11 protein-coding genes are annotated in these 12,523 nt (G+C 63.8%); 7 read left to right on the top strand and 4 right to left on the bottom strand.

The features are described 5' to 3' along the window. Positions 1–37 precede the first annotated feature (37 nt). Positions 38–1,405 carry a methylenetetrahydrofolate--tRNA-(uracil(54)-C(5))-methyltransferase (FADH(2)-oxidizing) TrmFO gene (gene trmFO / locus O6X71_RS03320; RefSeq protein ID WP_353464424.1) on the top strand — a complete coding sequence of 456 codons (1,368 nt, stop codon included), beginning with the start codon at positions 38–40 and terminating at the stop codon, positions 1,403–1,405. On the opposite strand, the gene O6X71_RS03315 is transcribed toward trmFO, so the two are convergent. Together O6X71_RS03315 and O6X71_RS03310 are read right to left on the bottom strand one after the other, a co-directional pair. Beyond that, positions 1,341–1,811 carry an EF-hand domain-containing protein gene (locus O6X71_RS03315; protein ID WP_353464423.1) on the bottom strand — a complete coding sequence of 157 codons (471 nt, stop codon included), beginning with the start codon at positions 1,809–1,811 and terminating at the stop codon, positions 1,341–1,343. The two genes, trmFO and O6X71_RS03315, sit on opposite strands and share 65 nt — an antisense overlap. A 65-nt stretch (positions 1,812–1,876) precedes the next feature. Beyond that, a complete protein-coding gene (locus O6X71_RS03310; RefSeq protein ID WP_353464422.1) occupies positions 1,877–2,536 on the bottom strand; it encodes a squalene/phytoene synthase family protein in 660 nt (219 codons plus the stop codon). Between the two features lie 58 nt (positions 2,537–2,594). Between O6X71_RS03310 and O6X71_RS03305 the strand changes: the two genes are divergently transcribed. Genes O6X71_RS03305 through O6X71_RS03295 form a run of 3 tightly spaced genes read left to right on the top strand, consistent with a single transcriptional unit; the run spans position 2,595 to position 5,937 of the window. Next, complete coding sequence (locus tag O6X71_RS03305; protein WP_353464420.1) at positions 2,595–4,673, top strand: pilus assembly protein; 2,079 nt, start codon at positions 2,595–2,597, stop codon at positions 4,671–4,673. Further along, the gene (locus O6X71_RS03300; protein WP_353464419.1) at positions 4,670–5,305 is read left to right on the top strand and encodes a TadE/TadG family type IV pilus assembly protein; all 636 of its coding nucleotides are present in this window, start codon (positions 4,670–4,672) and stop codon (positions 5,303–5,305) included. Before O6X71_RS03305 ends, O6X71_RS03300 begins: the two co-directional genes overlap by 4 nt. Continuing rightward, a complete protein-coding gene (locus O6X71_RS03295) occupies positions 5,302–5,937 on the top strand; it encodes a TadE/TadG family type IV pilus assembly protein (RefSeq protein ID WP_353464418.1) in 636 nt (211 codons plus the stop codon). The genes O6X71_RS03300 and O6X71_RS03295 overlap by 4 nt, the downstream gene beginning before the upstream one ends. 54 nt (positions 5,938–5,991) lie before the next feature. On the opposite strand, the gene O6X71_RS03290 is transcribed toward O6X71_RS03295, so the two are convergent. Continuing rightward, the gene (locus tag O6X71_RS03290; RefSeq protein WP_353464417.1) at positions 5,992–7,419 is read right to left on the bottom strand and encodes a pyruvate dehydrogenase complex E1 component subunit beta; all 1,428 of its coding nucleotides are present in this window, start codon (positions 7,417–7,419) and stop codon (positions 5,992–5,994) included. Next, positions 7,419–8,471, bottom strand: a complete 1,053-nt coding sequence (gene pdhA, locus O6X71_RS03285; RefSeq protein WP_056048766.1) for a pyruvate dehydrogenase (acetyl-transferring) E1 component subunit alpha — start codon at positions 8,469–8,471, stop codon at positions 7,419–7,421. Before pdhA ends, O6X71_RS03290 begins: the two co-directional genes overlap by 1 nt. A 457-nt stretch (positions 8,472–8,928) precedes the next feature. Between pdhA and O6X71_RS03280 the strand changes: the two genes are divergently transcribed. From O6X71_RS03280 to O6X71_RS03270, 3 genes are read left to right on the top strand one after another with little or no spacing between them, the layout of a single operon-like run. Then, a complete protein-coding gene (locus O6X71_RS03280) occupies positions 8,929–10,290 on the top strand; it encodes an MFS transporter (RefSeq protein ID WP_353464415.1) in 1,362 nt (453 codons plus the stop codon). After that, positions 10,287–11,207 carry a cysteine synthase A gene (gene cysK / locus O6X71_RS03275; RefSeq protein WP_056048760.1) on the top strand — a complete coding sequence of 307 codons (921 nt, stop codon included), beginning with the start codon at positions 10,287–10,289 and terminating at the stop codon, positions 11,205–11,207. Before O6X71_RS03280 ends, cysK begins: the two co-directional genes overlap by 4 nt. After that, a complete protein-coding gene (locus O6X71_RS03270) occupies positions 11,204–12,517 on the top strand; it encodes a cell wall hydrolase (RefSeq protein ID WP_353464414.1) in 1,314 nt (437 codons plus the stop codon). Before cysK ends, O6X71_RS03270 begins: the two co-directional genes overlap by 4 nt. Positions 12,518–12,523: the final 6 nt, after the last annotated feature.

Here is a 12,523-nt window from a genome sequence, read left to right as displayed (position 1 = left end):
ACCTGACACGGCAAGCGTCCGACGCTATCTGACGCGAATGACCCACGATATCCATGTCATCGGCGGCGGGCTCGCCGGTTCCGAAGCTGCCTGGCAACTCGCCGAAGCCGGCCTTAAGGTCCGCCTGTCCGAAATGCGCGGCAGCGGCGAAGAGACGCCCGCGCACCAGACTGACGGCCTCGCCGAACTCGTCTGCTCGAACAGTTTTCGGTCGGACGATGCCGAAGCCAACGCGGTCGGGCTGCTCCATCAGGAACTGCGCACGCTCGGCTCGCTGATTATGCGCCAGGCGGACATCCACCGCGTTCCCGCCGGCTCCGCGCTCGCCGTCGACCGCGACAATTTCTCGGCCAGCGTGACGGAGGCGATCGACCAGCACCCGAACATCACGCTCGTTCGCGAACGCATCGACGCACTACCCGACGGCCCGACGATCATCGCCACAGGTCCGCTCACCGCCGCCTCGCTCGCTGCGGGCATCGGCGCAGAGACCGGCCGCGAGGCGCTCGCCTTCTTCGACGCGCTGGCGCCGATCGTCCACCGCGACTCGATCGACATGGGCACGGCCTGGTTCGCATCGCGCTGGGACAAGGGTGAGGGCAAGGATTACATCAACTGCCCGATGGACAAGGACCAGTATCTGGCCTTCCACCAGGGCCTGATCGATGGCGAGAAGACCCCGTTCAAGGAATGGGAGAAGGACACGCCCTATTTCGACGGCTGCATGCCGATCGAGGTGATGGCGGAGCGCGGCGTCGATACGCTGCGCTATGGCCCGATGAAGCCGGTCGGGCTCGACAACCCGAAGACGGGGCGCTGGCCGCACGCCGTCGTCCAGCTCCGCCAGGACAATGCGCAGGGTACGCTGTGGAACATCGTCGGCTTCCAGACCAAGATGAAGCACGCCGACCAGGTCCGCCTTTTCCGGACGATCCCCGGCCTAGAAAATGCCGAGTTCGCGCGGTTGGGCGGGCTGCATCGCAACACCTTCATCCGCTCGCCCGAACTGCTCGATGAGACGCTGCGGTTAAAGTCGCGCCCGAACATTCGTTTCGCAGGCCAGATCACCGGGTGCGAAGGATATATCGAGAGCTGCGGGATCGGCATGCTCGCCGGACTGTTCGCCGCAGCAGAACTGACCGGCAAGACACTGACGCCACCACCCTATTCGACGGCACTCGGTGCGTTGCTCGGCCACATCACTGGCGGCGCAAAGGTCGAGACGTATCAGCCGATGAACGTCAACTTCGGGCTGTTCCCGCCGATCACGGGCCGGACCAAGAAGGCGGATCGCAAGCGGATGTATACCGACCGTGGCCGCGCGGCGCTCGCAGAGTGGCTCAACTCTCCTCGGCAACAGGCTGAACCGGCGGACAATTCACCCGAGCTGGCCCCTTCCGCTTGACCGCCGTCGTGGCAAATTCCGGGGCGGTCATCGCGCCGGATTTGTCGCGGTCGGCGTCCGCGAACTTGGTCGTCGCCTTGACCGCCCATTCGTCGAACGACAGCTTGCCATCGCCATCGACGTCCAGCCGCGCGTAAGCCTTGCGCCGCTGGACCAGATATTCCTCGCGCGTGATCTTGGCATCGCGGTCCTTGTCGTAGCGATCGAACCGCTTCTGCTCGCGCGTCTTGTCGGTCGCCTCGGGCGCGGCATCGGGTAGCGGATCGGACGTGACCGCGCCGCTACCGACCTGTGCCATGGGTTGCGGTGGTAGCACCGGCCCCGGCCGCGCCTTACCGCTAAAAAACATGATTCCTGCCGCGATCAACGCGATCACCGCCGCTCCGCCCGCCAGATACCGCCACATCGCCGCCGCCCCCATTGCCCAGCTCGCACGCTAGGCCTCGCCGCAGACGATCCCCATTCGATTGGTCAGTATCCGGTCAATCTATGCCACGCCAACCGCGCGATGCGCTTCGGACTTCCCGGCGCGGAATGCTCTGGCATCATGTCGAACCGCGCCGACACGGCAAGTGCGCCCAGCGCGCGCGCCGCAGACGGCCACCGGCCGCGCAATGCGCCATCGAGCGCGGCGATCGACCGGACACGTGCCAGGTCACGTCCCGCGCTATCAGTCAGTTTCTGCGCGAGGTCTGCGAGCGCCCATCCCTCACCAGCCCGACCGATCCGGTCATCGCTGACCGCGAGCATGATGGCCGCGACCTCGAACAGACGCCGTCCCCGATCTAGTGCGAACCGCTCGATCGCTCTGACGTCGAGCACCGGTTCCAGAAGCGCGTCCCACCCGTCGGTCAAGCGTGCGAGCATCTCGCCCGATACGCCCGACGACAGGACCTCCTTCTTAAGCGCGACCAGCACGGGTTCAGCAGGTGCGGGCGCGGTGTCGAGACGTCCCAGTGCCTCGTACCACCATGTCAGCCGCATCTGGCCGATCAAGGGCTCGCGCGTAGAACGCAGTATCGAAGCAAGCGTATCGTCGAGCGCGAACAGCGCCGCGAGTGCCGGTCGCGCGGATTTGTTGGCGTAGCTGAACGCGAGCGCGCGTTCCGGACGTGTGACGGATAGGCTCATGTTTCCCCAATACAGCATTCGCCCGGGTAAGTCGTAAACGCGGCGTTATCCATATTTCTTGAGCGCGGCTTACCACCGTATGGCGCATTGCGATCCCACCATCAGGACGGGAACCGCTCATACCGTGATAAAGCCGCTTAATCATGCAACACGTCGTAAAGCGGCGACATTTCTCGGCAGGTTGCGCCGTGACGTCCGTGGAAACACGCTTGCGATCGTCGCAGCCGCGTTGATCCCGCTGATCGGAATCGTTGGCGGCGGCATTGATCTGAGCAGGCTATATATTACGAAGACGCGGATGCAGCACGCGTGCGACGCGGGCGCATTGGCTGGACGAAAAGCGATGGGCGGGGGCATCTGGGGCAGCGACGACCTTGCCGCCGCCAACTCGTTCTTCAGCGCGAATTTCGCGAGCGGTTCTTATGGCAGCACGGATCTCAAGACCGCGTTCACGGAGCACGCCGGCAAAGTCACCGGCACCGTAAGTACGGTCCTGCCAATGACGTTGATGCGCGTGCTCGATTTCGACGAATCGACGTTGAACGTAACGTGCCAATCCGAGATGCGCCTGCCGAATACCGATGTGATGTTCGTTCTGGACACGACCGGGTCGATGGGCAGCAGGGCCGTCAGCGGCGACACGCAAACCAAGATCGAAGCGCTCAAGTCTTCGGTCAAATGCTTCTATGAGATCGTCGCCCGGCTGGATACCGACGAGAACTGCATAGGCGGAGCCCCGAGCGGCGGGGTCAGCGATCAGGTTCAGGTGCGCTTCGGCTTCGTCCCCTATGCGACGAACGTCAACGTCGGCCGCCTGCTTCCTACGAAGTTTGTAGCAGATTCGTGGACCTATCAATCACGCGAGCCTGCGCAGCTTTATGGAACGTTTTACGCCTTCTCGGGGAACAACGCGAGAAATGCCTCGGCATTCTCTGGCTCCCAGAACACATCAACTTCAAAGAATGCAGCGAAAAATACCGACTGTAACAACACCTTGGTTCCGCTGCCCAACGACACGTTCACCGCTAGTGGCATGCCTTCATGGCCGGCTAACAATACCGAGAATGATTCAGGTTGGCTGGCATGGGCACCCTATACGCAGCGAGTCTACAACCGAGATTACAACGCCACTACCAAAATGTGTACGCTACAATATCAAGAGCGCAGTATTGAGCGCTATACGCAGTTTGCTAGATCGAATAAGGGCGCATCGGGCTCTTTTGCTTTTCCGGCGTGGTCTTACAAGCAGGTAACGCAGAACATTTCCGGCTTGAAGAGCGGCAATGGCTGGAACAGTTCCGTCAGCCTGCCAGTCGGCACCGATCACACTACCGTTCCAGTGATGTGGGACGGCTGCATCGAGGAGCGTGCAACCGTACGGCAGGCGTCTTATACGCCGATCCCCGCCAAAGCTCGCGACCTCGATATCGATGCGCTTCCGACATCCAGCGATCAGGACAGTCTATGGGGGCCGGCGCTGCCGGGTGCCGTCTTTGCTCGGAAGGTCAACTATACGAATACGGGTGCCTACACGCTCGATACGGTTACAAATTTCCAGCAGAACTATACTGGGGACAGTTATGCTTGCCCCACCCCGGCCCATAAGCTGCAGGAATGGCAGCCGGACGCTTTCGATGGATATGTCGATAGCCTTCAGGCCAGCGGGAACACGTATCACGACATAGGTCTGATCTGGGGCGGCCGCCTCATGTCGCCGACGGGCATGTTCGCAAGCGAGAACGCGCTGACGCCGAAGGGGGGCGAGATCCAACGCAATATGATCTTCATGACGGATGGCGAGTCATGCACCGACGCCAACAACTACCAGGCTTACGGCTTTGGTTGGTTCGACCGACGCCAGACCGATCCGGACGCTGTCCCCACGTCGGGTTGTGGCTCGTCGGGCACCTTGACCCAGCAGGTCAACGCACGGACCGCCGCGGTCTGTGCGGCTGTCAAGAACAAGAACATCACGCTCTGGGTGATCTGGTTCGGTGCATCGAGCGCCACGATTGAAAAGCAGATGAAGGATTGTGCAACGCCTGGACGGTATTTTGCAGCGAGGAACCAAGCCGATCTTCAGAACACGTTCCGGAGCATCGCCAACCAGATCTCGCAGTTGAGGCTAACCAATTGACCCGGCTGATGCCACCGCGTCGTTCGCCAGGCTTGGCCTGGCTTGCGGCCGAGAACCGCGGAACGACGATCGTCGAGTTCGCGCTGGTGGCTCCAGTATTATGCCTGTTCCTCGTCGGCAGCTTCGACATCGCGCATACGTTGTACATGCAAGCCGCGTTGGAGGGCATCGTCCAGAAGACCGCGCGTGATTCGGGTATCGAGACCAACACCGGCGTCGACCAGCAACAGGTCATCGACGACCGGGTGAAGGGCCAGGTCCTCGAACTGGCGAACGACGCGCAGCTGCATTTCGCCCGCCGGTTCTACAAGACGTTCTCGGATGCCGCCGCGGCAAAGGCCGAGACGTGGAGCGATACCGATCACGACCTCACCTGCGATAACGGGGAGCCGTATACAGACTCGAACGCGAACGGCGTGTGGGACGCCGATGGTGCGGAAAACGGCCAGGGCGGGGCGAAGGATCGCACGGTCTACACGGTGACCGTCACCTACCCTCACCTACTGCCGGTCGGTGGCTTTCTGGGGCAAGGACCGAACGTGACGCTGACAGCGCGAACGGTTCTGCAAAACCAGCCTTACACGACGCAGAGCGCAGCGGCCAACTCGAGCATAGTTCGGAACTGCAAGTGAGTATCCGTCGGGATCGAAATCTTGTCACGGACAAGAGCGGCGTCGCCCTGCTGGAGTTCGCACTCGTGCTGCCGTTCCTAATTTTGCTGTGCCTGGGCGGCGCGGAGATGACCAACTACATCACGACCAAGATGCGGATCAGCCAATTGGCGCTGCAGCTCGCGGACAATGCGGCGCGGATCGGGGTCGGCGCGCAACTCGCGGCAAAGACCGTCAGCGAAACCGATATAAACGACGTCATGACTGGCGCGCAGCTGTCGTCGGGAACGCTCGATCTGAAAAAGAACGGCCGGATCATCATATCCGACCTCGAACCGATGGCGACGCCGAACACGTCCAAGAAGTACAAGATCGGCTGGCAACGCTGCTACGGAGACCAACCGCTGGCATCGACATACGGAAAGGCTGGTGCAACCAACATGGCGGGCATGGGACCAGCGGGACAGATGGCCACCGCGATTGACGACAACGCCACGATGTTCGTCGAAGTCCACTATGTCTATACGCCGCTGGTCGGATCCGAATGGATGCCCAGCGCGGCGATCCACGAGATCGCGTCGATGGCGGTCAGGGACCGACGCGACCTTACCAAGATCTACAACGACGAAAAGGCGCCCGTCGCTTCCTGCTGAAGCAACGGGCGCGCTTTTCTTGGGGTGGGGCGATCGCTCGCCCCACCCGTCGACTTACTTGTACGTGACCTTCTTCACTGCCTTTACGACCTTCGCGACGTCGACCAGCATCAGCTTTTCGAGGTTCGCCGCGTAGGGCATAGGCACGTCTTCGTTCGTCACGCGGAGCACCGGTGCGTCGAGGTCGTCGAAGCCGTGCTCCATCACCACCGACACGATCTCCGAGGCGATCGAGCAGGTCGCCCAATTTTCCTCGACGATGATCATGCGGTTGGTCTTGGCGAGGCTCTTCAGCACCGTCTCGGTGTCGAGCGGGCGCAGCGTGCGCAGGTCGATGACCTCCGCGTCGATGCCCTCTTCGGCGAGCTTCTCGGCGGCTTCGAGCGAGATGCCGACGCCGATCGAGTAGCTGACGATCGTGACGTCCTTGCCCTCGCGGACGATCCGCGCCTTGCCGATCGGCAGGACGTGGTTGTCGAGCTTGGGGACGTCGAAGCTGCGGCCGTACATCAGCTCGTTCTCGAGGAACACGACCGGATCCTCGGTGCGGATCGCGGCTTTCAGCAGGCCTTTCGCGTCCGCCGCGTCATACGGCGCGATGACGATCAGGCCGGGGACGCTCGCATACCACGCCGCGAAGTTGTGCGAATGCTGGGCACCCACGCGCGACGCCGCGCCGTTCGGACCACGGAACACGATCGGGCAGCGCATCTGGCCGCCCGACATGTAGTTGGTCTTGGCCGCCGAGTTGATGATGTGGTCGATCGCCTGCAACGCGAAGTTGAAGGTCATGAACTCGACGATCGGGCGCAGACCACCCATCGCCGCGCCCGCACCGATGCCGGCAAAGCCGTATTCGGTGATCGGCGTATCGATCACGCGACGGTCGCCGAACTCGTCGAGCAGGCCCTGCGTGACCTTGTACGCGCCCTGATACTGCGCGACTTCCTCGCCCATCACGAAGACGCGGTCGTCCTCGCGCATTTCCTCGGCCATCGCGTCGCGAAGCGCCTCGCGGACGGTCGTCTTGACCATCTCGGTACCCTCGGGGATCGCGGGGTCGGAGATGCCGACCTTCTCGGCCGACGCGACGAGCTGCTGCGTGCCGCTCTCGGCCTTGGCGGGCGAAGCGCCTTCGGGAACCGGGGGAGCCTTGTCGTCCGAAGGCGTCTCCTTCGGCGCGGCGTTTGCCGCATCGCCCGAGCGTGCTTCCGCAGGCTTCTGGTCGCTCGCGCTCTCGCCCTCTTCGAGGATCGTCGCGATGACGGTGCCGACCTTCACGTTGTCGGTGCCCTCGGCGACGGCGATCGAACCGATCGTGCCTTCGTCGATCGCCTCGAACTCCATCGTCGCCTTGTCGGTCTCGATCTCGGCGAGGATATCGCCCGACTTGACGCTGTCGCCTTCCTTGACGAGCCACTTGGCCAGCGTGCCCTCTTCCATCGTCGGGGAGAGCGCGGGCATCTTGATCTCGATCGCCATCAGTACTTCTCCACCAGAACGTCGGTGTAGAGCTCGGCAGCATCCGGCTCCGGGGTCTGCTCGGCGAAATCGGCGGCTTCGTTCACGATTTTCCTGATTTCCTGTTCAAGGGACTTGAGGTCCGCCTCGGTCACGCCCTGCGCGTCGAGCAGCTTCTTCATGTGATCGATCGGATCCGACTTGTCGCGGACCGCCTGGACTTCGTCCCGCGTGCGGTACTTGGCCGGATCGGACATCGAGTGGCCACGATAGCGATAGGTCTTCATCTCGAGGATGACGGGGCCCTTGCCCGCGCGGACCCACGCCAGCGCTTCCTCGGCAGCACCGCGGCAGGCGAGCACATCCATGCCGTCGACCTGGATACCGGGAATGCGGAAGCTCTCGCCGCGGCGGTACAGCTGGTCTTCGGCCGACGCGCGGTTGACGCTGGTGCCCATCGCGTACTGGTTGTTCTCGATCACGAAGATGATCGGGAGCTTCCACAGCTCGGCCATGTTGAAGCTCTCGTACACCTGACCCTGGTTCGCGGCGCCATCGCCGAAATAGGCCATGCAGATGCCGCCGTCGTTCGAGTATTTGTGCTTGAACGCGAGGCCGGTGCCGAGCGAGACCTGCGCACCGACGATGCCGTGGCCGCCGTAGAATTTATGCTCGGTCGAGAACATGTGCATCGACCCGCCCTTGCCCTTCGAGATACCCGAATTGCGCCCGGTCAGCTCGGCCATGATCACCTTGGGGTCGATCCCGTAGGCAAGCATGTGGCCGTGATCGCGGTAGCCGGTGATCACCGAATCGGTCTCGCCGTTCAGCGCGGACTGAAGCCCGACAGCGACGGCTTCCTGGCCGATATACAGATGGCAAAAGCCACCGATCAGGCCCAAGCCATAGAGCTGGCCCGCTTTTTCCTCGAAACGGCGGATCAGCAGCATCTGCCGATACATTTCGAGCAGTTCGTCCTTCGACGCCTCGTACGGCTTTGGTTCGGCCGGTCGTTCGCGGTTCGTAATCGGCGGTTCGGCGATTGCGCGTGCTGGTGGGGGGGTCTTGGCCACGATGTGGGAAACCTCGTTTTCCGTAGGGGAGTTGAGGGAGCCTATAGGCGCGGACGGGGCGGAACATCAATTCCCGTCTGGGGTATGTTGGTTTGCGGGGTGTGGGATGGGGCGCTCGACAGGTCGCGCGAGCCCTACCGCGCGAGCAAACCACCCCGGCGAAGGCCGGGGCCCAATTGAAGAGGTCGCAGTAACGACGTGCATCGCTCAGTTGGCGCCGTCCCCCAATTGGGCCCCGGCCTTCGCCGGGGTGGTGTTATGTGACGGGGGAACGGTAGCGACGAGCCGGTTGCTCAGATAGGACACCCCCGCCTCCTTGTTCTCCCGCGAAGGCGGGAGCCCAGACTGGGCTCCCGCCTTCGCGGGAGAACATGCTAAGTCCGACCGAGTCACTATCCCTACCCCAAGCAAAGCTCCGGTTGCCCTCCCCTCGCACCACCGCCTAAAGCCAACAGCAATGGACTCCACCGCAGACCCCCACCAGCATCCCTTACGGATCGCCAATTTCCGCGCCTATTGGCTGTCCCGCTTCACCGGCACCATAGCCGTCAGCGCGATGTCGATCGTGATCGGGTGGCAGGTCTACAACATCGCCCGAGAGACGATGGACATCCGCCAGGCCGCCTTCATGCTCGGCATGATAGGGTTCGCACAGTTCGTGCCGTTGTTCCTCCTCACCCCGATCACCGGCCTTGTCGCGGACAGCTTCGACCGCCGCTGGATCGTACGCGGCACGACCGCGCTGCTGGTGCTAACCGCCGCGACGTTGTGGTTGCTGACCTGGACCGGCCACCTCACGCTCGGCGTCCTGTTCGTCGCCGCGGTCGCTTTTGGCGTCGCCCGAGCCTTCTCCGGCCCGGCCTATTCCGCGCTCGCCCCCAACCTCGTCCCTCGCGCCGTCCTCCCGACCGCGATCGCGATCAGTTCGATCGCCTGGCAGGTCGGCACCATCGCGGGCCCCAGCGTCGGCGGTCTCCTCTACGCGATCCACCCGGAGGTCGCCTACGGCGTCGCGACGATCCTGTTCGTCGTCGCGCTCCTCTTCATGTTCCTGATCGGCCCGGTGCCGCAGCCCGCCGCGCAGACCGACCACCGCCCCCTCGCCCGCATCATCGAGGGCTTCACCTACGTCCGCCGCAACCGTCTCGTTCTCGCGACGATCACGCTCGATCTGTTCGCGGTGCTGCTCGCCGGCGCGACCTCGTTGCTCCCGGTCTATTCGCGCGACATCCTACACGTCGGGTCTCAGGGGCTTGGCGTGCTCGCAGCGGGCATGGGGATCGGCGCGGCGGTGACGGCGATCTGGTTCTCGGTCCGCCCCATGAGCACCAATGTCGGCGTGAAGATGCTGATCGCCGTCGTCGTGTTCGGCCTCGCGATCCTGACCTTCGGCGTCGCCACGCCGATCGTAGACCTGCTCGGCATCGCGCCCGGTACGATCGGCGGCATCCCCGTCCAGCCCGCCTTCGTCCTCAGCCTCGTCGCGCTGATCGTCGCGGGCGGCGCGGACATGATCTCGGTGTATGTCCGCCAGTCGCTTATCCAGCTCCACACCCCCGACGCGATGCGCGGCCGCGTCAGTGCGGTGTCGCAGCTCACCATCTCCGCTTCGAACGAACTCGGCGAATTCGAGAGCGGCGTGATGGCGTCGCTGCTCGGTCCGGTCGGCGCGGTGGTGTTCGGCGGCGTCGGTGCTATTGCGATCACGATCGGCTGGGCACGACTGTTCCCGGAACTAGGCCGCGCGAAAACCTTTGATCCCCCAGAGATCCTAGAGATCCTAGAGACCGAACCCGAACACGGAGAAGCCAAGCCATGAAGGCCAACTCGATCCTCGATACGATCGGCAACACGCCGCACGTCCGCCTGTCGAAGCTGTTCCCCGAATCCGAAGTCTGGGTGAAGTCCGAGCGTTCGAACCCCGGCGGCTCGATCAAGGACCGTATCGCGCTCGCGATGATCGAGGCAGCGGAGAAGGACGGCCATCTTCAGCCCGGCGGCACGATCATCGAGCCGACCAGCGGCAACACAGGCATCGGCCTGGCGCTCGTTGCGGCGGTGAAGGGATACAAGATCGTCCTCGTCATGCCCGAGAGCATGTCGATCGAACGCCGTCGCCTGATGCTCGCATACGGCGCGACGTTCGACCTGACTCCGCGGGAAAAGGGCATGAAGGGCGCGATCGAGCGCGCGAAGGAACTCGTCGAGCAGACGCCCGGCTCGTGGATGCCGCAGCAGTTCGAAAACCCTGCGAACATCGCCGTGCATGTCGCGACAACCGCACAGGAAATCCTCGCCGACTTCCGTGACACGCCGATCGACGTGATCATCACCGGCGTCGGCACTGGTGGCCACATCACCGGCGTCGCCGAGGCGCTGAAGAAGGAATGGCCGTCGCTCAAGGTCTACGCGGTCGAGCCCGCCGCGTCGCCGGTGATCGCCGGTGGCCAGCCAGGGCCTCACCCGATCCAGGGCATCGGCGCCGGCTTCATCCCAGTGAACCTCCATACCCAGGCGCTCGACGGCGTGATCGAGGTCGACGCCGCGGTGGCCAAGGACATGGCGCGTCGTTCGGCGACCGAAGAGGGCATGCTGGTCGGCATCAGCTCGGGCGCGACGCTCGCAGCGATCCTTCAGAAGCTCCCCGATCTGCCTGACAACGTTCGGGTTCTTGGGTTCAACTACGACACCGGCGAGCGCTATCTGTCGGTCCCGGACTTCCTGCCCGAACAGTGACAGCAGAGCTTTCCGCGCGCGGCACGACGGTGCTGCGCGCCATCCTCGTCGGCGTCTCCGCGCTGGCGATCGTCGGGCCTGCGCTGGTCGTCGCCAACCCGCCCACGATCGTCCACGCCTCGAAGCGGGTGAAGCTGCCCGCGGGCCGGGTCGTGCCGCAAGCCGAAGTGCCTGAGGTCGAGCCGGTCAAGTTCGTCGATCTCAGCCCCGAGGACGCGCGTGCGTTCAACGCGACCGTGCCGTTCTCGACCGATCCGAATCCGGCGGCGCGGCCGTTCCGCTTCGCCGGTGGGCCGGAGGATCTGGCGCGCGCGACGGACTGCATGGCGGCGGGTATTCTCTACGAGGCCGGCGACGACACGCTCGGCGAACGCGCGGTTGCGCAGGTCGTGCTCAACCGGCTGCGCCATCCGGCCTTCCCGAAGACCGTGTGCGGGGTCGTTTTCGAAGGGCAGGACCGTTCGACCGGCTGCCAGTTCAGCTTCAGCTGCGACGGCGCGCTTACCCGCTGGCATCCCACCGACGACGCTTGGCGTCGGGCGCGTGAAGTTGCTGCGGCGTCATTGTCGGGCGCGGTGTTCAAGCAGGTTGGCTATGCGACGCACTACCATACCGACTGGGTGGTGCCGTACTGGCAGTCGAGCCTCGACAAGATCACTGCGGTGAACACGCATCTGTTCTTCCGCTGGTCGGGCTGGTGGGGCACGCCGCCTGCTTTCGGGCGTCATCCGGAGACCGTCGAGCCGGTCATCGCGCAACTTGCCGAGCTGTCGGATGCTCACAAAACGGGCGCAGCGCTTGTCGAAGCGGATGCGGCCTTGGCGGAGGCGTCGATCGCAATGGGGTTCGGTGCTGCAACGGAGACGGCGCCCACGCCCGCCGCGGCTCCGGTCGACAGTGACACGCTGCTCGTGACGCTACCTCGCAACCAGACGGCCGATGGACTCACGACCCTTGCGGCTCAAGCTTGCGGCGACAAGGCGTTCTGCCGGTACATGGCGTGGACGGACGGTACGAAGGTGGCGCCCTCGCTGCCGCTCGACCCTACACAGACCGCCTCGCTCAGTTTCAGCTATCTGAGGGATCGGGCGAGCCGGTATGAGAAGTCGCTGTGGAACTGCCGCCAGTTCAAGCGCGCGGACCCGGCGCAGTGCATGAAGGTCCAGGTGACGATGACCGCGGTGCCGCCGCCGGTGGTTGCTGAGTCGACCTCGGTACCCGCAACGATTGAACTGAACGGCGTACGTCGCAAGCCGGCGACCGCGGTGCCGGTCCCTGGCCCCACGCCTGTACCATCTGCACCGAAATAACCGTTC

Source organism: Sphingomonas faeni, from assembly GCF_040407505.1.
GTDB lineage: Bacteria > Pseudomonadota > Alphaproteobacteria > Sphingomonadales > Sphingomonadaceae > Sphingomonas > Sphingomonas faeni_E.
This window is presented reverse-complemented; position numbering and strand designations above follow the sequence as displayed.